This is a genomic window from Seohaeicola saemankumensis (assembly GCF_042678485.1).
GTDB lineage: Bacteria > Pseudomonadota > Alphaproteobacteria > Rhodobacterales > Rhodobacteraceae > Seohaeicola > Seohaeicola saemankumensis.
The window spans coordinates 152,685-175,862 of record NZ_JBHTKR010000002.1 but is presented as its reverse complement, the minus strand read 5'-3'; the positions used below and the strand labels follow the sequence as shown (position 1 = coordinate 175,862).

At 59.3% G+C, this 23,178-nt stretch carries 25 protein-coding genes, 1 tRNA gene and 1 pseudogene; 10 read left to right on the top strand and 17 right to left on the bottom strand.

Annotation, left to right across the window (positions count from 1 at the left end; all coding sequences use genetic code 11):
• Nucleotide 1: 1 nt before the first annotated feature.
• Together ACFQ3C_RS04645 and ACFQ3C_RS04640 are read right to left on the bottom strand one after the other, a co-directional pair.
• A complete protein-coding gene (locus ACFQ3C_RS04645) occupies nucleotides 2-1,597 on the bottom strand; it encodes an acyl-CoA carboxylase subunit beta (RefSeq protein ID WP_380789297.1) in 1,596 nt (531 codons plus the stop codon).
• The gene (locus ACFQ3C_RS04640; protein ID WP_380789296.1) at nucleotides 1,594-2,229 is read right to left on the bottom strand and encodes a TetR/AcrR family transcriptional regulator; all 636 of its coding nucleotides are present in this window, start codon (nucleotides 2,227-2,229) and stop codon (nucleotides 1,594-1,596) included. Before ACFQ3C_RS04640 ends, ACFQ3C_RS04645 begins: the two co-directional genes overlap by 4 nt.
• Nucleotides 2,230-2,513: 284 nt before the next feature.
• On the opposite strand from ACFQ3C_RS04640, the gene ACFQ3C_RS04635 reads away from it, so the two are divergent.
• From ACFQ3C_RS04635 to ACFQ3C_RS04595, 9 genes and pseudogenes are all read left to right on the top strand, one after another.
• Nucleotides 2,514-2,711 carry a hypothetical protein gene (locus tag ACFQ3C_RS04635; protein WP_380789295.1) on the top strand — a complete coding sequence of 66 codons (198 nt, stop codon included), beginning with the start codon at nucleotides 2,514-2,516 and terminating at the stop codon, nucleotides 2,709-2,711.
• 127 nt (nucleotides 2,712-2,838) lie between these two features.
• A complete protein-coding gene (locus ACFQ3C_RS04630; RefSeq protein ID WP_380789294.1) occupies nucleotides 2,839-3,411 on the top strand; it encodes an endonuclease domain-containing protein in 573 nt (190 codons plus the stop codon).
• Between the two features lie 34 nt (nucleotides 3,412-3,445).
• Nucleotides 3,446-4,087, top strand: coding sequence for a GIY-YIG nuclease family protein (locus ACFQ3C_RS04625; protein ID WP_380789293.1), 642 nt, complete (start codon nucleotides 3,446-3,448; stop codon nucleotides 4,085-4,087).
• 34 nt (nucleotides 4,088-4,121) lie between these two features.
• Nucleotides 4,122-4,976 carry a competence protein CoiA family protein gene (locus ACFQ3C_RS04620; protein ID WP_380789292.1) on the top strand — a complete coding sequence of 285 codons (855 nt, stop codon included), beginning with the start codon at nucleotides 4,122-4,124 and terminating at the stop codon, nucleotides 4,974-4,976.
• A 1,014-nt stretch (nucleotides 4,977-5,990) separates the two neighbouring features.
• Nucleotides 5,991-6,437 carry a GFA family protein gene (locus tag ACFQ3C_RS04615; protein ID WP_380789291.1) on the top strand — a complete coding sequence of 149 codons (447 nt, stop codon included), beginning with the start codon at nucleotides 5,991-5,993 and terminating at the stop codon, nucleotides 6,435-6,437.
• Between the two features lie 1,376 nt (nucleotides 6,438-7,813).
• On the top strand, nucleotides 7,814-8,101 hold the full coding sequence (locus tag ACFQ3C_RS04610) for a co-chaperone GroES (RefSeq protein WP_380789290.1): 288 nt from the start codon (nucleotides 7,814-7,816) through the stop codon (nucleotides 8,099-8,101).
• Nucleotides 8,102-8,141: 40 nt separating this feature from the next.
• Nucleotides 8,142-9,767 carry a chaperonin GroEL gene (gene groL, locus ACFQ3C_RS04605; protein ID WP_380789288.1) on the top strand — a complete coding sequence of 542 codons (1,626 nt, stop codon included), beginning with the start codon at nucleotides 8,142-8,144 and terminating at the stop codon, nucleotides 9,765-9,767.
• A gap of 315 nt (nucleotides 9,768-10,082) precedes the next feature.
• Nucleotides 10,083-10,367 (top strand): annotated as a pseudogene (locus ACFQ3C_RS04600) (DDE-type integrase/transposase/recombinase); the annotation flags it as partial.
• Between the two features lie 218 nt (nucleotides 10,368-10,585).
• Nucleotides 10,586-11,506, top strand: coding sequence for a ketopantoate reductase family protein (locus ACFQ3C_RS04595; protein ID WP_380789287.1), 921 nt, complete (start codon nucleotides 10,586-10,588; stop codon nucleotides 11,504-11,506).
• A 208-nt stretch (nucleotides 11,507-11,714) separates the two neighbouring features.
• On the opposite strand, the gene ACFQ3C_RS04590 is transcribed toward ACFQ3C_RS04595, so the two are convergent.
• Nucleotides 11,715-12,539 carry a class I SAM-dependent methyltransferase gene (locus ACFQ3C_RS04590; RefSeq protein ID WP_380789285.1) on the bottom strand — a complete coding sequence of 275 codons (825 nt, stop codon included), beginning with the start codon at nucleotides 12,537-12,539 and terminating at the stop codon, nucleotides 11,715-11,717.
• Between the two features lie 487 nt (nucleotides 12,540-13,026).
• Nucleotides 13,027-13,635, bottom strand: a complete 609-nt coding sequence (locus tag ACFQ3C_RS04585; RefSeq protein WP_380789284.1) for a DsbA family oxidoreductase — start codon at nucleotides 13,633-13,635, stop codon at nucleotides 13,027-13,029.
• Between the two features lie 136 nt (nucleotides 13,636-13,771).
• On the opposite strand from ACFQ3C_RS04585, the gene ACFQ3C_RS04580 reads away from it, so the two are divergent.
• Nucleotides 13,772-14,254, top strand: coding sequence for a hypothetical protein (locus ACFQ3C_RS04580; protein WP_380789283.1), 483 nt, complete (start codon nucleotides 13,772-13,774; stop codon nucleotides 14,252-14,254).
• A 248-nt stretch (nucleotides 14,255-14,502) separates the two neighbouring features.
• On the opposite strand, the gene ACFQ3C_RS04575 is transcribed toward ACFQ3C_RS04580, so the two are convergent.
• The 13 genes from ACFQ3C_RS04575 to murA form a co-directional block, all read right to left on the bottom strand.
• Nucleotides 14,503-14,577, bottom strand: a tRNA-Phe gene (locus ACFQ3C_RS04575).
• Between the two features lie 146 nt (nucleotides 14,578-14,723).
• Complete coding sequence (locus tag ACFQ3C_RS04570; protein ID WP_380789282.1) at nucleotides 14,724-14,918, bottom strand: DNA gyrase inhibitor YacG; 195 nt, start codon at nucleotides 14,916-14,918, stop codon at nucleotides 14,724-14,726.
• Entirely contained in the window at nucleotides 14,915-15,946 is a 1,032-nt protein-coding gene (locus tag ACFQ3C_RS04565) for a ribonuclease E/G (RefSeq protein WP_380789281.1), read from the bottom strand. Before ACFQ3C_RS04565 ends, ACFQ3C_RS04570 begins: the two co-directional genes overlap by 4 nt.
• Complete coding sequence (locus ACFQ3C_RS04560) at nucleotides 15,943-16,521, bottom strand: Maf family protein (RefSeq protein ID WP_380789280.1); 579 nt, start codon at nucleotides 16,519-16,521, stop codon at nucleotides 15,943-15,945. Before ACFQ3C_RS04560 ends, ACFQ3C_RS04565 begins: the two co-directional genes overlap by 4 nt.
• 11 nt (nucleotides 16,522-16,532) lie before the next feature.
• Nucleotides 16,533-16,751 (bottom strand): translation initiation factor IF-1, encoded by a 219-nt coding sequence (gene infA, locus ACFQ3C_RS04555; protein ID WP_005978431.1) that lies wholly within the window; start codon nucleotides 16,749-16,751, stop codon nucleotides 16,533-16,535.
• Between the two features lie 84 nt (nucleotides 16,752-16,835).
• Nucleotides 16,836-17,729 carry a carbon-nitrogen hydrolase family protein gene (locus ACFQ3C_RS04550; protein WP_380789279.1) on the bottom strand — a complete coding sequence of 298 codons (894 nt, stop codon included), beginning with the start codon at nucleotides 17,727-17,729 and terminating at the stop codon, nucleotides 16,836-16,838.
• Between the two features lie 88 nt (nucleotides 17,730-17,817).
• On the bottom strand, nucleotides 17,818-18,402 hold the full coding sequence (locus ACFQ3C_RS04545; RefSeq protein WP_380789278.1) for a GNAT family N-acetyltransferase: 585 nt from the start codon (nucleotides 18,400-18,402) through the stop codon (nucleotides 17,818-17,820).
• Nucleotides 18,399-18,806: a ketosteroid isomerase-related protein gene (locus ACFQ3C_RS04540; protein WP_380789277.1), complete on the bottom strand. Its 408-nt coding sequence runs from the start codon at nucleotides 18,804-18,806 to the stop codon at nucleotides 18,399-18,401. Before ACFQ3C_RS04540 ends, ACFQ3C_RS04545 begins: the two co-directional genes overlap by 4 nt.
• Nucleotides 18,807-18,912: 106 nt before the next feature.
• Complete coding sequence (locus tag ACFQ3C_RS04535) at nucleotides 18,913-19,374, bottom strand: arsenate-mycothiol transferase ArsC (RefSeq protein ID WP_380789276.1); 462 nt, start codon at nucleotides 19,372-19,374, stop codon at nucleotides 18,913-18,915.
• A 4-nt stretch (nucleotides 19,375-19,378) separates the two neighbouring features.
• The gene (locus ACFQ3C_RS04530; protein ID WP_380789275.1) at nucleotides 19,379-19,858 is read right to left on the bottom strand and encodes a UPF0262 family protein; all 480 of its coding nucleotides are present in this window, start codon (nucleotides 19,856-19,858) and stop codon (nucleotides 19,379-19,381) included.
• A 116-nt stretch (nucleotides 19,859-19,974) separates the two neighbouring features.
• The gene (gene hisD, locus ACFQ3C_RS04525; RefSeq protein WP_380789274.1) at nucleotides 19,975-21,276 is read right to left on the bottom strand and encodes a histidinol dehydrogenase; all 1,302 of its coding nucleotides are present in this window, start codon (nucleotides 21,274-21,276) and stop codon (nucleotides 19,975-19,977) included.
• A 152-nt stretch (nucleotides 21,277-21,428) separates the two neighbouring features.
• Nucleotides 21,429-21,905, bottom strand: coding sequence for a DUF2948 family protein (locus ACFQ3C_RS04520; RefSeq protein WP_380789273.1), 477 nt, complete (start codon nucleotides 21,903-21,905; stop codon nucleotides 21,429-21,431).
• Nucleotides 21,902-23,170, bottom strand: coding sequence for a UDP-N-acetylglucosamine 1-carboxyvinyltransferase (gene murA / locus ACFQ3C_RS04515; protein WP_380789272.1), 1,269 nt, complete (start codon nucleotides 23,168-23,170; stop codon nucleotides 21,902-21,904). The genes ACFQ3C_RS04520 and murA overlap by 4 nt, the downstream gene beginning before the upstream one ends.
• Nucleotides 23,171-23,178 lie beyond the last annotated feature (8 nt).

Here is a 23,178-nt window from a genome sequence, read left to right as displayed (position 1 = left end):
CTCACATCCTGTAGACCGGGGCGAAATGCGCGTCATCCGGCTTTGAGGCCAGGAGCGACAGGCACAGGCCAAGCACATCGCGCGACTGTTCGGGTTCGATGATCCCGTCATCCCACAACCGCGAGGTCGCGTAATAGGGATCGCTCTGTTCGCCGTACTGGGCCCGCACCTGCGCCTCGATCACGTCCAGTTCGTCCTGGGTGGGCGGCTGGCGCAGGTTGCCGCGGCGCAGTTCCAGCATCACGTTGGCGGCAATATCGGCCGACATGGTGGCCAGCTTTGCCGAGGGCCAGGCGAACAGGAAATCAGGCCGGAAGCCGCGCCCGCACATGCCGTAGTTGCCCGCGCCATAGGATCCGCCGACGATCAGCGACAGCTTGGGCACGCGGGCATTGGCCATGGCATAGACCATCTTGGCGCTATCCTTGGCGATGCCGCCGCGCTCGGCCTCGGTGCCGACCATGAAGCCGGTGATATTGTGCAAAAACAGCAGCGGGATGCGCCGCTGGTCGCAGATCTGGATGAATTGCGCCGCCTTCAGCGCGGCGTCCGACACAAGCGCGCCATTGTTGCCGATGATACCCACCGGACAGCCATGGATGCGCGCAAAGACACAGACGGCGCTGGCGCCCCATTCGGGTTTGAATTCGGACAGATCGCTGGCATCCGCCAGCCTGGCCATGATCTCGCGCGCGTCATAGGGGCGTTTGGGATCGGCGCTGACGATGCCCGGGATTTCGGCCGCGTCCAGCGCAGGTGGCACGGGTGGGCGCGGCGGCTGCCAATGCGCGCGCGGATGGGGCAGATCGGCCACCAGGCGGCGCAGCAGGTCCAGCCCCTCGGGTTCGGTCTGGACGCGGTGATCGGAGACGCCCGACACGGTCGTGTGCATGGCCGCGCCCCCTAGGGTTTCGCCATCCACATCCTCGTTGATGGCGACCTTGACGATGGACGGCCCACCCAGATGGATGCGGGCGTTGCCCTCGACCATGATCACCTGATCGGCCAGGGCGGGGATATAGGCGCCCCCGGCCGTGCAGCCGCCGAAGACCAGCGCGATCTGCGCCAGACCCGAGGCAGACATCCGGCACTGCCGCCAGAAGGCATTGCCAAAGTGGTCGCGGTCGGGAAAAACACGATCCTGTTCCGGCAGATAGGCGCCGCCACAATCGACCAGATAGAGGCAAGGCAGCCGCAGATTGGCCGCGATTTCCTGGGCGCGCGCGTGTTTCTTGACCGTCTCGTGGAAAAAGCTGCCGCCCTTGACGGTCGCATCATTTGCGATGATGGCGACGGGTCGGCCCTGCACGATACCGATGCCGGTGACGATTCCCGCGCCGGGCACCTCATTGTCATATTGCCCCCAGGCCGCCAGGCTGGACAGTTCCAGAAAGGCCGTCCCCGGATCGCAAAGCCTGTCGATCCGGTCGCGCACCAGCAGCTTTCCACGCGACAGGTGACGCGCCACATGCGCGGGGCTGCCACCTTGCGTGACCCGCGCCAGACGGGTGCGCAATTCCTGGGTCAGCGCCTGATAGGCGGCGCTGTTGGCAGCAAAATCGTCACTGTCGGGCCGGATCGCTGTCTGAAACATCATCTGCCCCCCTGTGCGGTCAGCCCGGCCAAAAGGACAGCGCCCAGTTGATCGGCCAAAGCATCAAGATCGCCCCGCGCCGGGTCGAACCATTCCAGCGTGGCATTCAGCGCCCCGATCACCAAAGGCACGCGCATCGCCAGCACATCGGGATCACCGCCGCAGGTTGTGGCCAGAAGATCGGTCCATATCGCCTGATAGGCGCGCCGTTCAGGCAGGTTGGCGCGGCGCAGGGCCTCGGGCAATTGGCCGAAGATACGCACATTCGCCGAAGTGTAATCGCTCAGCGCGTGCAGCGCGCGCAGATGGGCGCGGATGGCGGCATCCAGTCGTGCGGATGGCCCGGCATCGGCTGGCAGGGCCGCCAGCGCGGCTGTCACGGCGTCCCGCACCACGACAATCCCGCGATTCATGACGGCGATGACCAGATCGTCCTTTGAGGGAAAATGATAGTAAAGGCTGGGCGTCCGCATCCCGGCCTCATGCGCGATGTCGCGCAGGGAAACGGCCGCATAGCCACGCGCGCGAAACTGCCGCGCCGCGATATCCATGATCTGATCGGGCCGCGCGGCCTGGTTCGCGGCTTTTTTCGAAGGGGTCGCCGGGCTCTGTACCGATGGACGTAGGGCTGACATTGGGAGTAAACTCTTTTCTACCTAACGATAGGTAGAATACTTTACCACGCGTTTGCCGCTGTCAAGCGCGGGTTGCCCGCCACGCGCCGAATGCCCACCGGGGATCTGCGGGTTCAAATCATGCACCGGCATCGCGGACAGCCGGGGCACCATCCATACGCGGCAGACACGCCGGAGTTGCAACAGCACCTGGACATGATCGCGGCAATCCTTACCAATGGTGCGCGTAGCCCTTGACGATTTGGACGAGTGTGACAGACCCGCGCCCCACCTGCCCGATCTGCATGCAACGTGAGGCCGGACTGATCCCCGCCCCGCGACATGTGTCGGCCTGGGATGACCTGACCGGGACCGAACAGATGGCGATGCTGGCCGAGGTTGGCGCGGCGTTGGGGCGTGGCACAGCCGGCTTTGTCGCCGCATCGGATCACACACTAAGTTCGTATGTTGGCAATGTCAGCCAGATAGAAAGGATTTTTTAGACTTTGAGAGGGATAGCAGCAGCCACGGTCTTTGTAGCTCAATGTGCAGCTTCCTGCATAACCCGGAGCAGTTGGCACCTCACGATGCCCTAACTATAGTACTTTCAAAGAAACAGGGTAGCTGTCTATGCCGCGAAGCAAAGCCGATTGGGATGCATGGTTCGCTCGTCGCGAGGGAAAGCAGACGTACTCCAAGGGCACAAAGAAGGTCAAAAAGCTTCCGGCAACGCAAACTGGTCGCCGTGCATCCGTGATTGGCGAACGCAGCTACCAAGAGCATGTTTTTCAACGCAGCCACATCGAAAAATACGCAGACTATCGCAGAGCGAACCCTACGCCGGCAGAGGCGGAATTTCAGAGGTTTCTAAATGAGTTGAACGGAGGTGCCCTGCGCAGGAAGTTCGTTAGGGAGCATGTCATCAGTGGAAAATGGATAGTCGACTTCTTCTTTCCCGACATACGCCTGGCCGTCGAAATCGATGGCTCTATTCACCTTACAGGCATCCAAAAGAACAAGGACAAGATGAAGGATGCTGATGCGAAGCGATTTGATATTACAGTCCTGCGGCTCACGAACTCCGAGGTGGCGGGAAACAAGCAGCGCTTGACGGTCAAACTGCGTGAGGCTTGGCGCTCAGCGCTACAAAGAGAGAACCAAATTATCGGTAAGCCCTACTATGGCCAGAAACTGCCTGAATGATTGACACAACAGCAATACCGTCTCGGAACGATCAATGCAGCACATTTTGAAGAAACTGGTTTCCCCTGATTGCTTACTAAGTCGAACTGATGCTTTGAGCAGCCCCCCGCAAGTACCAGCGGCTAATGGCTTGTACGCTTGGTTCTTTCGTAACGCCCCAGACATCGTGCCGACCCAAGACTGCACGACATTGGATGACCTCGTCTTGCTATACGTTGGAATTTCGCCCTTTCGCGCGCCAAGCAGGTCTAACCTCCGCAAGCGGATACGGCAGCATTACACATCTGACGCTTACGGTTCGACACTTCGCCAGACCCTGGGCGTGCTACTTGCAGAGCAAAGTGGGTTCCCTCTCCGTAGGGTCGGCAACGGCAAGCGCATGACGCTTACGCACTTAGGCGAACAATGGTTGGATCGATGGATGGAGCAGAACGCCTTTGTAACTTGTGTCGAGAATCCAGAACCTTGGTTGATTGAGGAAGAGGTCTTTCAACGGCTTTCTCTGCCGCTGAATATTCAGGGCAACCAACACCATGCCTTTAGTTCCACTTTGAAGCGCCTACGGATCGATGCAAATGCGCGAGCAAGAGAACTTCCCGTCATAAATCAAACCGGGCAGACCCGCCGCAGACCATCGGACGCAACCGGAAGAACGAACATTGCTACCACAGGCTAGCATCCTTTCGAATTGAGGAAACCGATCCAGGATCATGGCTGAAACCAAACAACACCTTGAGCTGAAGCAACTGGTTGCTGCCGTCGGAGAGTCTGAAGGATGGACCGCAACTCTGGAAGCCTCTGAAACGACACTAACCGGTAAGCGCTGGATCGCAGATGTATTGCTCGAGCGTGACGGTCGACGTGTTGCTGTGGAAGTCCAATGGTCGCCCCAATCTCACGAAGCGTACATTAGGCGTCAGGACGTCTATGCCGCCTCAGGCGTCGAGGTTGTGTGGATGCACCGTACGAATAAACTAAGGCCATCAGCCCAGGTCATGGAGGGCCGCGTCCACGAGACAGCCGAAGGTAGATACGAAGTGTTTCTTGAGGGGTATCCTGGTCAGACACTGCCCGCTGCCGACTTTGTCAAAGCGGCACTCAATGGCAGCATAAAGTTTGGATTTTCGTCAAGCGACCCAATCAACGTTTATGTCCTGCAGGCGGAGGCGGAATGTTGGCATCGGGAATGCGATGGAGTTTACAAAATGATCCCGATGCTTGGGATCACGATTGGCAACCCCAAGTACTCCGACCCAATGGCCCTGAAGCTTGGAATAAGTCTCTCTAAGATAGGTCGCTATCCCGTTGCCAAAGAAAAGCTTCTCAAGGGTCTAGATGATCTTGGCGGTTGGGAACACGTCAAGGAACGCTACTCGCGGACGATGGAAGAAAGCTACCTAAGCTGCGGATGCCCGAAGTGCGGCAGGATATTGGGCGACCACTTCACAATACACTACATCTACGACGCGGTGCCCGTGGCTAAGTATCAAGCCACCATGGAGACTCTGTTCCGGGATCAGGAGTTTGATGGCCCCGATGAGACCAAGATGTGGGTGGCTTGGTGAACACGGCAACGGCATGACAAGCTCTGTTGTTGACCGTGTTCCAAAACACTGTAGGCAAACAGTGTGTTGCAAACACTGTGTTCAACACAACGATTCCAAACACTGTGTTCACAACTGTCTTTAAGCTCACAACCCCACCCAGCAACGCACGAAAAACTGTGCGGCGAGTGTGCAACGCAGGAAGTGAAAACTGCGCGATCTCTATTGTATTGATTTAGCTATTGGAAGTTCCGCTAAGGTCGGGACCGAACCAACAACACAAGGAGTGCCAACGAGCAAGGTTTCTACCTGAGATGAGTGCGGATCAGTGCTGCTTCTTCAGAGTATCCTAACTTCTCGAGGATAATTGCAAACGCGGGTAGCGGGGGGCGGTTGCTACAATACTCTTCAGGTCCTTCATAGAGGCCGCCGCCCGGACCACGATAAAGACCTCCACCAGGTCCTCTGTACAACCCGCCTCCTGGCCCATCGTAAAGCCCGCCTCCTGGCCCTGCATACAAGCCACCGCCTGGACCTTGGTACAGCCCACCCCCTGGGCCTTCATACATACCACCGCCAGGCCCCGCGTATAGGCCTCCCCCTGGGCCTTCATACAAACCCCCTCCTGGACCTTCATACATACCTCCTCCAGGCCCCTCGTATAGGCCTCCACCTGGTCCCGAATAAAGATTGCTAGCCCAACTTCCTTCAGGACAGTCTGCAGAAGCGCTTGAAGCAACAAGGCAAAGCAGAACAGCGACAATAATCTGTTTGTTTTTCATAGATTTTCTCCAATATGTGTGGCTCTTGAATGTTGTCCACAAATCCAGAAGCTGCAATCTGCTTCTCACCTTCTTACATCATGAATTAAACATGTCGACGAATTTGGAATAATCTTTTTCAATCTGAGCCGGAGAACCGCCGTCTTCAAACCTGTTCCAAAACACTGTGGGGAAGAACCTTTTGCAAAACACTGTGGGCAAACGGTGTGTTACCGCTATTGTCGACTATATCGCTGCCAAATTGAGGAAAGGCATGCCGGAACCTGCTCCCATCTTCCACGCTCAATGCTATTGCGGCGCAGTTAAACTTGAAGCCGAAGGAGAACCTTTGCTGCAGGGGTATTGCCACTGCTCATCGTGTCGGCAAAGGTCGGCGGCCCCCATGATCGGGTACACGATTTGGCTGGAGACTGCTGTGACCTTCAGAGAAGGCAAGGACCTTATCAATCGGTTTCCAAAGCTTGATAAACCGGAGGCAAGCAAGTGGATGTCTTGCAAGGTTTGTGGGTGCGCGATTGGGGCACATCTTACAGAACGAGGCGCGATAGACATATTCGTCGGTGCGTTCAGAGATTTCCCGTTTCAGCCAAATACACACATCAACTACGGCGAGGCGATCATTCGGATGAACGATGGCCTACCTAAATACCGGGACATGCCCGGTCGATCGGGCGGAAGTGATGAGCTGATGCAAGAGTAACGGCAGTGCGCTCTCTAATAACTTCGACCACAGGCTCCAAAACGCTGTCTTCGACCGTCTTCCCAAACACTGTATTGTAGAACCATGTGACAAACAGTGTGGAGTAAAGAGTGTGTTGCGAACAGTGTGTTCAACACAACGATTCCAAACACTGTGTTCAACATAGCTTTTCAGCCCGCAAACCCACCCAGCAACGCACGGCAAAACTGTGCGATGAGTTTCTAACGCACAAAGTGAAAACTGTGTGATGGCTAATGCGCTGTTTTTGCTTTGAAAAGTGGTTCCCGTAGACGGAATCGAACCACCGACACGAGGATTTTCAATTAGTCTTTAAGTCTATGCGTTTCGTCTCAAAACCGCTCAACGGGTAACTTAGAGTACTAAAATTGTTATTTTTTTGTTATTCCACTTTGTCACAACTCTTTCCTTTTGATTTCCCACAACCACACTTTTTTGCTACCCGATTGAAACCCAAGCTACTTATTCTTTGTCGTGGCTTCAGGCCTGCAAATAAGTCAGAGGAAAGGGTGCGGCTGCTCAACTCCACCCATAGCTTCAGAGATGCAGCGTAAGCGTTAGGAACCAACCGACCGCTGGCATGAATCACCGACAAAAGCGGCCCATTCCGGGCTTTCGGGCAGCTTGCCGGTGCAGCAGCGCAGTGTTCTAAAAGCGGCCGTCGCCGACGCCGCGCAGCATTGCTCGGCTACTAGGTGTCAGCAACGCGGACAAAACAGACCCTCCGAGAACCACAGGGCGTGCCAATACCTCGATAGGTCATGGTGTTGTCACGCAGGCGAGCTAAGATATTTCATTGCCATGACTTGAAAGGCGCCCATTGGAACAATGATCCCCATAATTCGCCATATGCAATCGGCGAAATATTGTGATGATCTGGTCTCATTTCTGCTCGCTCAGCAGGTTTGACTATCTTGTTGCGGCCGTTTTGACGGCGTCTACCCCAATAGCCCTAGCGTATTCAATTTACTGGTTCGCACCTTGGGGCTGCGACGCGAGCGCATGGTTTTGCCTGTTTCCGTTGTCGCTGATTGGGGTAGCTCCGATTGGGGCAATATGCCTGTCGATCCTGTTCTACTTGAACCGGCAGAGGCGCGAAGCCCTTCCCGACGGCTGGCTACCGGTCGTAGTATCGGTCGCCACCATTTCGCAGGTGGCGGTATCCGTGTCTGACGTCAGGGCCGCCCACTGTCTCGCTGAATTCAGGACAATTGTTCCCGATGAAATATAGTTCTACAGACACTTGCGGCAGCCTGCAGCGATAGCCACCTCAACAACATTGGCACTCAGGCGTGGCGAGTGCCAATGCGTTTCTACACATGCCACCCCTACCGGAAATCTCGAGAAGGAGCATTTCCATGACGTTTATCCCTTTACATGACCGTGTTCTTGTACGCCGCATTGAAGGCGACGAAAAAACTGCGGGCGGTCTTATCATCCCCGACAGCGCTAAGGAAAAACCACAAGAAGGCGAGGTTGTGTCTGTCGGCGCGGGTGCAAAAGATGACGCCGGTGCGCGCATTGCCATGGATGTCAAAGCGGGTGATAAAATCCTGTTCGGCAAATGGTCCGGCGCCGAAGTCAAACTCGACGGCGAAGAGCTGCTGATCATGAAAGAAAGCGACATTCTGGGCATTTTGGCCTGAACAACGCTGCCTGTTTACACATTCAATTAGGAATACCGACATGTCTGCAAAAGACGTCAAATTCGGCACGGACTCCCGTGACCGCATGCTCAAGGGCATCAATACACTCGCCAATGCCGTCAAAGTCACACTCGGCCCCAAAGGGCGCAACGTGGTTATCGACAAATCTTACGGTGCCCCGCGCATCACGAAGGACGGTGTGACTGTCGCCAAGGAAATCGAACTCTCCGATCCCTTTGAAAACATGGGCGCGCAGCTAGTCAAAGACGTTGCATCGCGCACCAATGATGAAGCAGGTGATGGCACAACCACCGCTACGGTTCTGGCCCAAGCTATTGTCAAAGAAGGCATGAAGGCTGTCGCTGCAGGCATGAACCCGATGGACCTCAAGCGCGGCATCGACAAAGCCGTCACAGCCGTTGTTGCAGAGGTCAAGGCAATGTCCCGGCCAGTGGGCGACACGGCCGAGATCGCAAAAGTCGGCACAATCTCCGCCAATGGCGAAGCAGCAATCGGTCAGCAGATTGCAGATGCAATGGCCAAGGTCGGCATTGAAGGCGTCATTACAGTCGAAGAAAACAAGGGCCTTGAGACTGAAACCGAAGTGGTTGAAGGGATGCAGTTTGATCGCGGCTATCTCAGCCCCTATTTCGTGACTGATCCTGCCAAGATGACAGCAAACCTTGAGGACTGCGTCATTCTACTTCACGAGAAAAAACTGTCCTCTTTGGCATCCATGGTGCCGCTGCTTGAGGCCGTCATGCAGGCTGATAAGCAACTGCTCATCATCGCCGAAGACATCGAAGGCGAAGCACTGGCGACTCTTGTGGTCAACAAATTGCGTGGTGGTCTGAAGGTCGCTGCAGTCAAAGCCCCAGGTTTTGGTGACCGCAGGAAGGCAATGCTGCAAGACCTTGCGGTGCTGACCGGCGGGCAAGTGATTTCCGAAGAACTCGGGATCAAGCTAGAAAATGTCACGATGGACATGCTCGGCAATGCCCGGAAGATCACCATCACCAAAGACACAACAACTGTGATCGACGGGGCTGGCGATAAGGCTGCTATTGCGGCCCGCGCGACCCAGATCCGTGCGCAGATCGAAGAGACGTCGTCCGATTACGACAAAGAGAAATTGCAAGAACGGCTCGCGAAACTTGCGGGCGGTGTTGCGGTAATCAAAGTCGGCGGGGCCACAGAGATTGAAGTGAAAGAGCGCAAAGACCGCGTCGACGATGCTCTGAACGCGACCCGTGCCGCTGTCCAAGAAGGCGTTGTGCCCGGTGGCGGTGTTGCATTGGTGCATGCGGGCAAAGTGCTTGAAGCGCTCAAGGGCGACAACGCAGACCAGGTTGCAGGTATCGCAATTATCCGCAAAGCGCTTCAGGCACCCCTGCGTCAGATCGCCGAAAACGCCGGTGTTGACGGGTCCGTAGTCGCTGGCAAGATCATCGAGAACGGCAGCAAGACGTTTGGATATGATGCACAATCAGAGCAATACGGGGACATGCTAAAGGCCGGTGTAATTGACCCAACCAAAGTCGTGCGGATCGCGTTGGAATATGCTGCGTCAGTCGCCGGGCTATTGATCACCACGGAGGCCATGGTAGCAGACAAACCTGCCAAAACCGGCAGCAGCAACATGCCTGATATGGGCGTTATGATGTAGGTCACAATGCAAAATGCGGCCAGCGGATTTGTTCACGCTGGCAGTCACCGCTAATCAGCCTCGACTTTCAGCCCCCAAAGACCGCAATAGAAGCTTTGCGCTCTTTGGGGCAGCTCACAGCATTAGGAAAAATGGGTTCGAAGCAGACCTTCGCCGCTTCGGCAACGAAATGACCGCTCTGGCCCGAAAGTGACGGCTATCTCGAATGATGGAATGAGCTACTCCCCATTAATTGGACAGGATCTGGCGTAAATTAAGCTACTTCTTGCACCTACTAATCGGGTTGGGTTTCTTCGTTTCTCAGCGAATAGACCACGGCTGAGATCCTATGGTGCTGCGATGAAAGCCGTTGGCAACATCTTGAAACAGGAAACAGGGTGCTGGCTTAACAATCGGGCAGAGAATTCCCACCTGCCATTTCGACGACGGGAGCGTGCGATGCTCCGTTTCCGACAGATGCGATATTTGCAGAAATTCGCTGCTGTCCAATCCTCGGTTCACAACCACTTCAATCAGGAACGCAGCCTCTCAACTCGACCCGATTTCAAGCTCAACCGTGCCGCCGCTCTCGCCGAGTGGCGCGGTCTTTGCGCGGCATAAAGACAGTGTCACTGTCCAAGCAGAGACTGGTTCGAGTTCGTTTGCCAGCACCGATCAGGCAGTTACCTGACAATAGAAGGCACGAGAGAAGGGCCGCCGGATGAAAGTCTTTCTCGCGCAACTTCGGCTTTCGGGTCGAGCTCGGTTAAAAGTTTAGATGATTAAGAGTGTGATTTTCGTATATAGTCTCATCCTTCATCTCTAGGATAGATGCTGCAATGAAGATAGCAATTATGGGCAGTGGCGGCATAGGCGGCTACTTTGGCGCGCAACTTGCCCAAAAAACAGATAACGACGTTTGGTTTGTTGCGCGCGGCCCCCATCTCCAGGCCATCCGAGAGAACGGCCTGCAGGTTAAGAGTGAGGTGGGAGAGACGGTCGTTTTTCCTGCTCAAGCCACGGACAACCCAAAAGACATCGGACCGGTCGACATCGTGGTTTTTGCTGTAAAACTATACAGTGTGGATGAAGCGGCAGAGCAATGTCGCCCGTTGGTATCCGAGCAAACAGGCGTCATATCCTTCCAGAATGGTATCGGCAGTGAAGAAAGAATTGATGACATTCTTGGGCCTGGCCATGCGATAGGTGGGATTGTCTATGCGCCACTTGCAATCGAAGCTCCCGGCATTATCCGACACACTGGAAATCTAGCGCGCCTTACCGTGGGTGAATTGTCCGGCGCACGCAGCGAAAGGCTGCAGTCATTCGTCTCAGCCTGTCGCGCGGCGGAAATCGAAGCCTCCATGAGCGAAAACATAACACAGGTGTTATGGGAGAAGTTCGTGTTCCTGGCCAGCTTTTCCGGGATTACTTGTTTGACAAGGCAACCAATCGGTTTCACTCAAGAAGACCCGTTCGCAAGAGAACTATTTGAACACGCTCTGAGGGAGGCTGTCGCTGTCGCCCAAGCAGAGGCCATTATGCTCGACGACGGATTTGTAGAGAAGACAATGGCGTTTGCTATGGGCATGGGTGCGAATGCGCAGTCTTCAATGCTGACAGACTTGCAAAATGGCAGACCGTTGGAAAACGCATGGTTGTCAGGAAAGATTGTCGAACTGGCACGAAAGCACAAAATAAACGCTCCCGTGCATCAAGCGTTTTTCACTGCGATGAAACCTTTCGAAGCCGTCACCTAGCGAAACAAAGTGTCCAGACATCGTTGCTTAGTGCTTAAGCACCGGATCACTCTGCGTCCGCTTTGGGCTCCAAGCCGACCCTTGCAGCGCGGTTTTTGAAAGACCGCTCCGGGCCGTCTCTGTAGCTGCTAATTCACTACCTCGCCTTAATGGTGCAACGCGTCCAAAGTTGGCAGCGAACTATGGACGGGTAAAGATCCACTCCGGCTCAAATGGCTTGAGCGGAAATGACGACGGCCGGCATCGGAATCGTCCATTCCGGGCCATCGCCATGGTTCTCAATCACTCTCTCAACCACCGCGTCTCGGATGCGTCGCGCATGGACCTCGGGTTGCGGACGAAGAAGCGCACCCCCCCTGGCGGTTCCGTCGCGGAAAAAATCGAAGGCGAGACCCGGGTCGTCGGCGTGCCAACTGGAGGCTACCGTCTCGCAGTGGAACGCCCCGAAGCCCGCGGCTTGCAGCACCGGGTAGGCGATGTCGGGGTCGGCGTAGTCGTTGGCGCCAGGCCCTGGAGGTAGAACGATGTCGGGCGATCCATGTGCTCTGATCGCGCCGAAGACATAGCCGAATGCACCCTCAACATCGGGACCGCACCAAGTCGAAAATGCGATCCTCCCGCCCGGACGCAACACGCGGCGCGCCTCCGCCAGGACGCGCGGCGGTTCGGGAACGTGCGGCATGCCAAACCCGATCGTCACCGCGTCAAAGGTGGCATCGTCAAATGCAAGCTGCATCGCATCGCCTTCGACGAAACTGGCGCCTGGCACCGCTGCACGGGCAAGCTCGAGCATGGCAGCGGAGAAATCGAGGCCGGTCACCCGCGCCTTGGCAACAAGAAGGCCCGCAGAGACGTTGCCGTGCCCGCAGCAGAGATCGAGTGCATCCGTGCCCGGCCCCGCCTGCACGGCAGCCACGAGGTGCGGGACGACCATGTCCGCAGCTTTTGAGAACCCCTTCGCATAGGCGCCGGCGACGCCAGGTTTTGACCATTCCCTCTTTTCCAGTTCCGCAAAGGCCTTCGTATCTCTCATGAGCCCCTCCTTCCCGTACGGCGCGCAACCCGTGTTCGGCGCTGCCAAGCTCCTGCTTTAAGTTTACCACAGATGCCCGCCATCCGCTCACAGGTCTGACTCGCGGCAAATCAAGGGTCGCTGTGCATGACCAACTTGGACGGCCTGCAGCCGCACGAGGTTTTCTCTCTTCGTTCGACAGTGCCCGTCACGTTTGCGTCACAGACACCTGCCCTGGCGGACTGCGCTACGGCAGAGCGCCCCACGACCAAACGGCAGCTTTGGGCCATTCGCGATTATCCAACAATCGGGCGGATTGCAGCCCTTCGCCGCGTGTGCGAGCGTTCCCTTGGCCTGCTGCAGAAGCGGACATTAGCTAGGCCCCCAATCCCGTACCGGCCTGGTCCACACGATGGTCGGAAATCGGTCGTTCGCGGTGCTTTATACGAATGGCAACTGAGCGGACGAAGCAGCCCCCCGCATCGCGCGGGCAAGATGATGGCCAGACCTATAATAGGTTAAACGTCGCTGCGCGGATCATGGCACGCAGGCTACCCACATCTCGCATTCCAGATGTGAGGTGGTCTCCGATCAGTACCGACGGCACGGCCTGCACCCCAACGTTCCGGGCTAGGGCCAGCGCCGCGTCGTGGCGGCGAGCATATTCCGACTGAACCAGCGCCACTTCAAAATCGTCCGCATCAAGACCGAGACCGCTAACGATCTGCTTCAGGACCGCGACGTCACCAATGTCTCGATTTTCTTGGAAGAAGGATCGCAGGACGGCTTCGACATAGGTGTTCGCTTTGCCCTGATCGGCTGCCCATTGCATCCCGATAAAGGCCGTCCGCGTATAGGGCTGTGGTGAGATTGTAGGCAGGCGGATGCCTACACCAAGCCTTTCTGCCGTTGGGTAGACACTCTGCTTCCAAGTCGTCTGCAGATAGTCATCTTCGGGGTGCAGCGTCGGGGTCGGATGTGGGCGCAACTCGAACGGCAGCCATACCAGCGCGGCACCCTCGGCCTCGACCGCCGCATGGATCGTGCTTTCGCCGATCAGGCAATAGGGGCAAACGAAATCGGTCCAGACATAGACTTTCACTTGCTCTGTGGTCACGGCTTTTTCCTTGAATGGAAGCGGGCTTCGGCCCGATGATGGCCTGAATTTACTTTGTTACACGCGGCCAGCAAGAACGCCCAGGCGATATGCTGCTTAGGGTCAGACAAAGGGCATCTACCACGAGCTCTTGTTCGTGCAGGCGGAGAACGGTGACTGGGATCAGGTTCAAGCCAAGGTAAAGGAATTCACCAACCATCCGGGCGGTGACGTTGAGTTCGTTGTCGATGGAAACTCTATCGGTGAGGTCCAACTGAAAGCGGTGGCATCCGAAGCCCAAGTTCTGGAACACTTGGCGCGATACCCTGAGATAGAAATCAGGGTGACTGAAGAAGTGGCCGCTAGAATGCCCGGCATTGAGAGCTCAGGGTTCTCAAACGACGAGCTGACACGCGATGTCTATGCCAGGCTTGCTGAACTGAAGGGCGATGGACTTTTTGATGAGATAAGCGAAGGGCTTGCCACATCAGCATTGGTGAGTACAGCAATCATCGCAGGAAAAGCTGCCCGTGGTCAGCACCTCACAGGGTCGCAGATACGCTCATTTCTTGTGGACGCAGGAATAGGAGCGACAACGGCAGCTGTACTGGACGTCTTACTCATTCCATTGACCACTTGACCGATCCCGGCGGCAGCACAGTGGAGCTAGCTGGAATACAATGTGGGGAAGAACTGTGCTGCAGTTACTGTGGGCAAACAGTGTGCTGTGAAGACTGTGTTCAACACAACGATTCCATACACTGTGTTCGACACAGCTTCTTAGCCCTCTAATCCAGTCAGCAACGCATGGTAAAACTGTGCGATGAGTGTGCAACGCAGGAACAAAAAACTGTGTGATGGCTAGTGTGTTGACTTTGCTTTTAAAAGTGGTGCCCGGGGGCGGAATCGAACCACCGACACGAGGATTTTCAATCCACTGCTCTACCCCTGAGCTACCCGGGCACGGGAGAACGCGAGGCGTTCGGGTTGCAGCGTTCTAGGCGAGGTGCTGCGGGCTGTCCAGTGGGTTTGCGGAAAAATTTCACCTTGCCAAGGCAAAGGTTTTGCAGATGGATCCGCAAGGCCCGACCCAGGGGTGGCGGGCCAGGCTAGTGGGGTTTGTGCGGCAGGTCGCGCAACGCCTCATCCATGGCGTCCAGCGCGGCCTCGATATCGTCAGGATCCTGCGAGGGCACGGCATAGGATCCGCTGAACCAGCGCGCCAGATCCACGTCGGCGCAGCGTTTCGAACAGAACGGACGATAGGCCTGATCAGGTTTGCGCTGGCAGATCGGACAGGTCATCCACGCGGCTCCAGCAAGGTTGTCAGAGGTTGGCGCACCCTTTGGCGCTGCAATTCGTAATGGCCCAACGGGGTCCATCCGGCCAGAACGGTTTCGATACTGTCGGCCCGAAACGCCGCCTTGATCGCCATTTCAAACGCGCGGCGATCCTTTTTCGGCATGGGCGCCAGGTCAAGCGTGATCTGGCCACCCAACCCGCGCAGGCGCAGCAGGCGCGGCAGGTCACGGCCCAGGGTGATATTGGCCTTGAGGGCGGCGGCCGGGCTTGTATCCGCCCCGGTGTTCACATCCACCGCCACAAGCGCGCGGGTAGGTTCGATGAAGGCGTGGCCGCCCCCGGCAAGGGTCACGCGGGGATCCAGCAGCGCGTCGATCATCTCGAGCACGCCATGGCTGGCGAAGCTGCCCGCCTGGGTGATGATCTCGGCCGGTTCCACCCAATCCCGCCAGGCGACGGCATGGGGCCCGTCACCTTCGGTCAGGCATTCCGCCTCACCCTCGGTATCGGCCAGTACCGCCACTGCCAGATCCGCCATTTCGGCAATATCCTCGCCGATGTCTTCGGGATCGGCCTCGGCGCAGCTTGAGCGCAGGATCAGGCCCATCTTGCTATCGCCCATCACCTCATGTGCGATGGCCAGAAGCGTATCGCGCAGATCGTCATCCTTGATCGAGCGGCTGACATTCAGGCCCGGTGCGTCGGGTGTCACGATGGCATAGCGGCTTTTGAACAGCAGCTTCTGGGTGACCGGCAGTGCCTTGCCGTCTTCGGCATGGCCGGTGACCTGGACCAGCATCGTATCTCCGGGGGCGATGCCCTTGACCTGGCGCAGAAAGGCGGTGCCGTCGGGCGTACGCAGAAACAGCCCGCCCTGCCCCTTCACGGGACGATCGGCCACGGCGCGGTAGATCGCACCGGGGCGCGGATCGTCACCGTCGATCAGCAGGTCTTCAAGACGGCCATCCACGATCAGGGCCGCGGCTTCGCGCCCGTTCACATGGTCGAGGATGATCTGACGGCCCTTCATGCGCGGTCCTTCCAAAGGGGGTAACCCGCAGCCTGCAGCAGGCCCGCGGTTTCGGCAAGCGGCAGGCCCACCACGCCGGTGAAGGATCCGTTGATCCAGGGAATGAACGCCCCCGCCGGCCCCTGGATGGCATAGCCGCCCGCCTTGCCCTGCCAGTCATTCGTTGCAAGATAGGCGTTCAACTCCTCGTCCGAGAGGCGCTTCATCTGTACCGTGGTCACCACATCGCGCTGCCAGACCCGGTCGCCGCGCCGCACGGCGACAGCGGTGATCACCCGGTGACGGCGGCCTGACAGGGCCAGCAGGAACTCTGCCGCTTGTGCGACAGACTCGGGCTTGCCCAGAATCCTGCGCCCCAGTGCGACGGTCGTATCGGCGCAAAGCACGATATCATCGGGCTCTGCCGGCACGGCGCGGGCCTTTTGCAGTGCCATGCGCGCGCAATAGGGGCGCGGCAGTTCGGCCTGTCGCGGGGTTTCGTCGATATCGGGCGCACGTATGTCATCGGCGACAACGCCGATCTGCGCCAGCAGTTCCCTGCGGCGCGGACTGCCGGATCCGAGTATAAGTTTCACTTTGAAAACAGTTACTTGAAGCGATAGTTGATCCGACCCTTGGTCAGATCATAGGGGGTCATTTCCACCTGAACCTTGTCGCCTGCCAGAACGCGGATGCGGTTCTTGCGCATCTTGCCTGCCGTATGTGCGATGATCTCATGGCCATTTTCAAGCTCGACCCGGAACGTCGCATTGGGCAGGAGTTCTTTCACGACACCGGGAAATTCGAGCGTATCTTCCTTGGCCATGGTCTCTCCTTCGTCAATCGCCCCGCCAATCTGCGGGACAGGCGCTTAAATGGTCCTATCCGCGCGGATTTTCAAGGGGAATCTCTAGGCAGCGGGCTTTTGCGCCCGGCGCGCCACGGCGGGTGCCTGTTCGTCCCAATGCGTCAGGTTCAGGACATGCCCATCGGCACGCACATCGCGCACATTTTCCAGTGCGACATCGGCATAGGTCCAGCCGGGGCGGTTCAGCGTGCCTTCGGCGATCACGCCGGTCGGGGGAAAGCCGCGATCGGGTGGGCCGAACACGCCGCCCGCGCCGGTATTCTGTTCGACCGCGTAAAGCCGTGGCGCATCCCCGACAAGCGATGCCATGACGGTCACGCATTGGTTTTCCAGCGCACGGGCCATGGCGCCGATGCGGACGCGCCAATAGCCTTCAAGGGCCTCGGTACAGCTTGGGATCAGCAGGATCTCGACGCCACGTTCGGCCAGGTCACGCGCCAGCAGGGGAAACTCGCAATCATAGCAGATCAGGATGCCGATACGGCCAAGATCCGTGTCGAAAACGCGCAAGGGGCCGGCGGCGCCCTCGGCCCCCGCGATGCCCCATTCCTCGCGTTCGAAACGGGTCATGATCTGCTTGTCCTGCACCCCGATCAGGCCTTCGGGCCCGAACAGCGCCGCACGGTTCACAACCGCGCCCTTTTCCATCACCGGGGCCGATGCGGACAGGATATACACACCAAAGCGCGCGGCCAGCGCCGCATGCAGGTTGTAGCTGGCCCCGACCCGGCCCGCGACCGCGCGGATCGACCCTTTCAGATCGCCCGCCACCTTGACCCCGTCAAGCGAGGCAAGCTCCATCGCGCCATATTCCGGGAATACCAGCAGGTTTGCGCCCGCCTGCGCCGCCTCGCCGACCCATGCGGTCAGTTTGGCCTCGTAGTCGGACCAGTCCTGGAACCAGTCCAACGGATAGGCGGATGTCGCGATCTTCATGCTGTGGTACCCCGATGCTTTTGTCAGGGGCCATCTTGCCGCAAAGCCTTGGCAGGTTCAAACGCATTGCCCGCTCCGGTTGTCGGCGCTAGAGCGTGCGGATCCAGAATTGCAGCGGTTTTTCGGTCTCCTGCGCGTCGCCGATATCCTTCCAGCGAAACCGCGCGACCACCCCGGCCAGCGGGCGGTACCCCCGCTTGCGCCAGAACGGATCCAGCGCGCCATGGTCCGCCGGGCGCATCGGATGATCCTCGGGCCGGATCACGCCGCAGAATGCCGATTTTACAAGGCCAAGCCTGCGGGCGTGGTCCTCGCGCAGGTCGAAGAACCGGTGCCCGACGCCTTGGCCGCGATACGCGGGCAGCAGCACCGATTCGGCACAATAGAAGATGCTTTGCAGCCTTTCCCCGGTGCCGTCGAAGGCGGCAGAGAAATCGTCCGCGTGATCCTGCATCGGCATGCCGGTGGCCGCGCCGACAAGGCGACCCTGATCGAAGGCGCCCACCACGACCGCGCGGGGGTTGTCGCGATAGACCGACAGGTAATCGCGCTCATATTCCAGATTTCCATCATAGAGATAGGGCCAGTCGCGAAACACCGCGATCCTCAGGCGGGCCACATCATCCAGCGCGGCCTCCAGTTCTGCCCCGGTCAGGGACGCGACCCGGATCATGCCGAAACCTGTGCCACCCAGTCGGCCAGGTTGTAATAGGTCACGACCCGGGTGATCTTGCCATCAGCCAGGCTGAAGAAGGATCCGGCCGGCAGGCGGTATGTCTGCCCATGGGCCGCGGGCAGGCCCGGATCGGTCGCCAGGTAGGTGCCGTTGACGATGAATTCGGCCGCCGCGCGTGTGCCGTCGGGGCTGGTGAAGATCACCATATCGGTCAGGTTCTCGGCATAGCAGCGGCTCATGTGGTCGCAGAATTCCGCGAAAGCCGCCTTGCCCCGACGCACCTTGCCCTCGTTGACATGATGCGCCACGTCATCGGCAAGGCAGGCCAGCATGCCCGCTGTATCGCCTGCGTTGAAAGCGTCGAAATAGGTGCGGATCGTGGTGCCGGCGATATCTGTCATGGTCATGCCTCCTGTTTCGACGCAGTCCTAGCAGCGGCGCGCGCCTGCTCCAAGTGGGCTGCGGCGCTTTGCATATCATCCGCCATCCTGCCCCGCCCGCCGGCCTTCACGCGGGATGGGTCGGCGGCCCCCAAAGCCCGGTCAGATGCGCGATGATCTGGTCGCGGGTCTGCCGATAGGCGTTCAGTTTCACTTCGCGGCTTTCGCCAAGACCGGTCGGGTCCATGATGGGCCAGTATTCCACATCCAGGTGATAGATCCGGGTCAATTCCAGCGCCCGGCGCTGACTGGCGGGGGACAGCGCCACGACCAGGTCGAAGGATGAAAGATGCTCGCCCCATTCCTCCATCTCGTCGAAGGAACGGCTGCGGTGACGCGACAGTTCCACCCCGATTTCCTGGCACACGGCAATGGCGAAGCCGTCGATTTCCATGTCGTTGTAGACGCCGACCGACTGGACATAGGTTTCGGCGCCGTAGAATTTCTTCATGATCCCTTCGGCCATGGGCGATCTGACGGCGTTATGATCGCAGCAGAACAGCACGGACTGGGGCAAGGGAACGGGCACCGGGTCAGCCTCCGAAATGCAGGACACAGACCAGCGTGAACAGGCGGCGCGCGGTATCGGTGTCGATGACCGCCTTGCCTTCCAGCCGTTCCTGCAGGACACGCGCACCTTCGTTATGGATACCGCGCCGGGCCATGTCGATCGTCTCGATCTGGCTGGGCGGCATGGTCTTGACCGCGTCGAAATAGCTTTCGCAAATCGCCCAGTAATCCTTGATCACCTGGCGGAACGGGCTGAGAGACAGATGGAATTCAGCCGCCTTTTCACCTGCTTGGGTGCTGATATCAAAGACCAGGCGCTTCTCGCGGATAGCCAGGCCCACGCGGTAGGGCCCCTGCGGCGCGACCCTGTCATCGCGGGCAGGAAGCTCGAAGGAGTTGTCCTCGAGCAGGTCGAACATCGCCACCTTTCGCTCCTGCTCGATCTCGGGGGTCGGCGGCGGCAGGTTGGAATCGTCAAGTTCGATTTCGCAGATACGTGTCATGGGCAAGGTCCTATTCCTGCCCCTGACTAGCGCAGCGCGGGCCCTCGCACAATCGGGCATCTGCGCGGATTGCTGCAACGCAGCAAATTCGCATCATTGCGTCATGGGTCGCGGCATCACTCGTTCAGCCGGTTCAGCCGCGCCCGCACGCTCAGGCCATGCGCCTCAAGGCTTTCCGAAATCGCCAGCGTTTCCGCGGCGGGCCCGATCGCGCGCAGGGCGGCGGGGGTCATCCGGGCCAGCGTGGTCCGTTTGAGGAAATCAAGAACCGACAGACCGCTCGAGAACCGCGCCGACCGTGCGGTGGGCAGCACATGGTTGGGGCCGCCCACGTAGTCGCCGATCGCTTCGGGCGTCCAGGCCCCCAGGAAAATCGCGCCCGCATGGGTGATCCTGGCAGACATGGCGTCGGCATCGGCCACGCATAATTCCAGATGTTCGGGCGCGATACGGTTGGACAGTTCCACGGCCATATCCAGATCCGGCACGGTGATGATCGCGCCGAAATCGCGCCAGCTGGGGCCGGCGATGGCGCGGCGCTCCAGCGTCGCAAGGTTGCGTTCCACAGCGGCGGCAACAGCCTTGGCCATGGCGGGGCTATCGGTGATCAGGATGCTCTGGGCGCTTTCGTCATGCTCGGCCTGTGACAGCAGGTCCAGCGCAAGCCAGTCGGGGTCATTATCCGCATCGGCGATCACCAGGATCTCCGAGGGGCCCGCGATCATGTCGATGCCCACCTTGCCGAAGACCCGCCGCTTGGCCGCCGCCACGAATGCATTGCCGGGTCCGGTGATCTTGTCCACCGGCGCGATGGTCTGCGTGCCGTAAGCCAGCGCCGCCACCGCCTGCGCGCCACCGATCCGGTAGATCTCGTTCACCCCGGCGATACGCGCGGCCAGCAGCACCAGCGGATTGGCCACCCCGTTCGGTGTCGGCACGACAATGGCCAGACGTTCCACCCCGGCCACCTTGGCCGGGATCGCATTCATCAGCACCGACGAGGGATAAGAAGCAAGCCCCCCCGGCACATAGAGCCCCGCCGCCGATACCGGCGTCCAGCGCCAGCCCAGCATCGCGCCTTCGGGATCGGTCCAGCTGTGATCCTGCGGCATCTGGCGCACGTGATAGGCGCGGATGCGTTCAGCCGCCAGTTCCAGCGCCGCGCGTTCATGGTCGGGTACCTGCGCCACCAGCGCCTCCACCTCGGCCTCCGAGAACCGCAGCGTCTCGGGCGTCAGCTCAAGCCGGTCGAATTTCGCGGTCAGCTCGATCACCGCCGCGTCACCGCGCGCGCGCACATCGGCGATGATGCCCGCCACGACATCGTCCACATCCACGCTGTCTTCACGCTTTGCGCCCAGCAGGGCAGCAAAGGCGGTTTCGAAATCGGGGTCGGTTGCATTCAGGAAAACGGGCATGGTCCCTCCGGGTCTGGGGCGGGACATAGCTTTGCCATGCCTGCGGCTCAAGCCCCTGCCGCCAAGAACCTTCGACCATCAGGGGGCCGGCCGTTTCTTCTTGCCCGAAATATCCCCGCCGGAGGCGCATCTGTCGGCAGGGTGATCCGCTGTCAGATGTCGTGCCCCGGCACCTTGCGCGAGGGGGCGACATAGGGGCGCGTGACATCCTTCAGCGTCACCTCCAGGGCCTCGACGCGCAGACGGATCGCCCCGTCGCCGGCCAGGATCAGATGCAGCTCGCCTTCGGCATCGGTGCCCGGATGCCAGTCCGCCGACAACAGCGACAGCACCAGGTCGGGGTCGCGCCGGTCCACCCCGTTCGATGACACGCCCAGCACGTTTTCCACCACCAGCAGCGACTGGACGCGTTCGACCGGACGGCCGCGCTTTTTCGCGGCCTCCACATCTTCCCAGCGAAACCGGTTCAGCAGCAGGCCAAAGCGATGCTGGCCCGGCCGCCATGTCATTGCCGTGGCCGGAAAGACGGCATCCTGCACCAGCGCCGAGATGATCTTGAGGTCTTCGCCCTCAAGGGCGCCCAGGTTCAGCGGGGTCTCGCGCGCATCTTCGAACCTGGCGTCGGTCATCGGCCCGACACCCGTTCGATCCGCGCGCCGACCGCGCCCAGCTTTTCCTCGACCCGCTCATAGCCGCGATCCAGGTGATAGACGCGGTTCACGATGGTTTCGCCTTCCGCCGCCAGCCCTGCCAGGATCAGCGACACGCTCGCCCGCAGATCGGTCGCCATGACGGGCGCGCCTTTCAGACGGTCCACGCCCGTAACCGTCGCGGTGCCGCCATGCACGTCGATCCGCGCGCCCATCCGCATCAGTTCGGGCGCATGCATGAAACGGTTCTCGAATATCTTTTCTTCCAGCACCGACACGCCCTCGGCGGTGCATAGCAGCGCCATCATCTGCGCCTGCAGGTCCGTGGGGAACCCGGGGAAGGGTTCGGTCGTGACATCGACGGCGCGCACACGGCCATTGCCGCGCGAGACTTTCAGCCCGGTTGCGGTCTCCTCGACGCTGATGCCGGCCGCATCCAGCTTTTCACAGAAGGCCCCGACAAGATCGATACGCCCGCCCAGCAATTCCACCTCGCCGCCGCAGATCGCGGGGGCCAGCATGTAGGTGCCCAGTTCGATACGGTCGGTGACCACGGGATGCGTGGCCCCGCCCAGACGGTCCACACCCTGGATGGTGATGGTCGATGTGCCCTCGCCCTCGATCTGCGCGCCCATCTTGCGCAGGCATTGGGCCAGATCCACGATCTCGGGCTCGCGCGCGGCGTTCTTCAGAACCGTCGTGCCCTTGGCCAGCGTTGCCGCCATCAGCGCGTTTTCCGTGGCACCCACCGACACGAAGGGGAAATCCACGATCCCGCCCTTCAGCCCGCCGGGTGCGCGTGCATGCACATAGCCCTCGCGCAGGTCCAGCTCCGCCCCCATCGCCTCCAGCGCCCTCAGATGCAGGTCCACGGGCCGCGCACCAATGGCACAACCGCCCGGCAATGAGACAACCGCGTGACCATCGCGCGCCAGCATCGGCCCCAGCACCAGGATCGAGGCGCGCATCTTGCGCACGATGTCATAATCGGCCGTGTGATTGTGGATGTCATGGCTGGACATCGCCAGCACCTTGCCATCCTGCATCGAGGTGACTTCGGCCCCCAGCGATTGCAGAAGCTGCGTCATGGTGCGGATATCAGACAGGCGCGGCGCATTGGTCAGCGTCAGCGGTTCTTCCGACAACAGCGTGGCCGGCATCAGGGTCAGGCAGGCATTCTTGGCCCCGGCGATCGGGATCTGCCCCTTCAAGGGGCCATTGCCCGTCACGATGATCGAATCCATTGGCCTGC

Bases quoted from the DNA above. Each gene is read 5' to 3' on its own strand.
- ACFQ3C_RS04545 (WP_380789278.1), bottom strand. From the start codon at position 18,402: ATGATCCGGGTCGCGTCCCTGACCGGGGCAGAACTGGAGGCCGCGCTG.
- ACFQ3C_RS04635 (WP_380789295.1), top strand. From the start codon at position 2,514: ATGCAACGTGAGGCCGGACTGATCCCCGCCCCGCGACATGTGTCGGCC.
- murA (WP_380789272.1), bottom strand. From the start codon at position 23,170: ATGGATTCGATCATCGTGACGGGCAATGGCCCCTTGAAGGGGCAGATC.
- ACFQ3C_RS04520 (WP_380789273.1), bottom strand. From the start codon at position 21,905: ATGACCGACGCCAGGTTCGAAGATGCGCGCGAGACCCCGCTGAACCTG.
- ACFQ3C_RS04640 (WP_380789296.1), bottom strand. From the start codon at position 2,229: ATGTCAGCCCTACGTCCATCGGTACAGAGCCCGGCGACCCCTTCGAAA.
- groL (WP_380789288.1), top strand. From the start codon at position 8,142: ATGTCTGCAAAAGACGTCAAATTCGGCACGGACTCCCGTGACCGCATG.
- infA (WP_005978431.1), bottom strand. From the start codon at position 16,751: ATGGCCAAGGAAGATACGCTCGAATTTCCCGGTGTCGTGAAAGAACTC.
- ACFQ3C_RS04625 (WP_380789293.1), top strand. From the start codon at position 3,446: ATGCAGCACATTTTGAAGAAACTGGTTTCCCCTGATTGCTTACTAAGT.
- ACFQ3C_RS04615 (WP_380789291.1), top strand. From the start codon at position 5,991: ATGCCGGAACCTGCTCCCATCTTCCACGCTCAATGCTATTGCGGCGCA.
- ACFQ3C_RS04595 (WP_380789287.1), top strand. From the start codon at position 10,586: ATGAAGATAGCAATTATGGGCAGTGGCGGCATAGGCGGCTACTTTGGC.
- ACFQ3C_RS04590 (WP_380789285.1), bottom strand. From the start codon at position 12,539: ATGAGAGATACGAAGGCCTTTGCGGAACTGGAAAAGAGGGAATGGTCA.
- ACFQ3C_RS04570 (WP_380789282.1), bottom strand. From the start codon at position 14,918: ATGACCTGTCCGATCTGCCAGCGCAAACCTGATCAGGCCTATCGTCCG.
- ACFQ3C_RS04540 (WP_380789277.1), bottom strand. From the start codon at position 18,806: ATGACAGATATCGCCGGCACCACGATCCGCACCTATTTCGACGCTTTC.
- ACFQ3C_RS04610 (WP_380789290.1), top strand. From the start codon at position 7,814: ATGACGTTTATCCCTTTACATGACCGTGTTCTTGTACGCCGCATTGAA.
- ACFQ3C_RS04630 (WP_380789294.1), top strand. From the start codon at position 2,839: ATGCCGCGAAGCAAAGCCGATTGGGATGCATGGTTCGCTCGTCGCGAG.
- hisD (WP_380789274.1), bottom strand. From the start codon at position 21,276: ATGCCCGTTTTCCTGAATGCAACCGACCCCGATTTCGAAACCGCCTTT.
- ACFQ3C_RS04565 (WP_380789281.1), bottom strand. From the start codon at position 15,946: ATGAAGGGCCGTCAGATCATCCTCGACCATGTGAACGGGCGCGAAGCC.
- ACFQ3C_RS04645 (WP_380789297.1), bottom strand. From the start codon at position 1,597: ATGATGTTTCAGACAGCGATCCGGCCCGACAGTGACGATTTTGCTGCC.
- ACFQ3C_RS04620 (WP_380789292.1), top strand. From the start codon at position 4,122: ATGGCTGAAACCAAACAACACCTTGAGCTGAAGCAACTGGTTGCTGCC.
- ACFQ3C_RS04530 (WP_380789275.1), bottom strand. From the start codon at position 19,858: ATGACACGTATCTGCGAAATCGAACTTGACGATTCCAACCTGCCGCCG.
- ACFQ3C_RS04550 (WP_380789279.1), bottom strand. From the start codon at position 17,729: ATGAAGATCGCGACATCCGCCTATCCGTTGGACTGGTTCCAGGACTGG.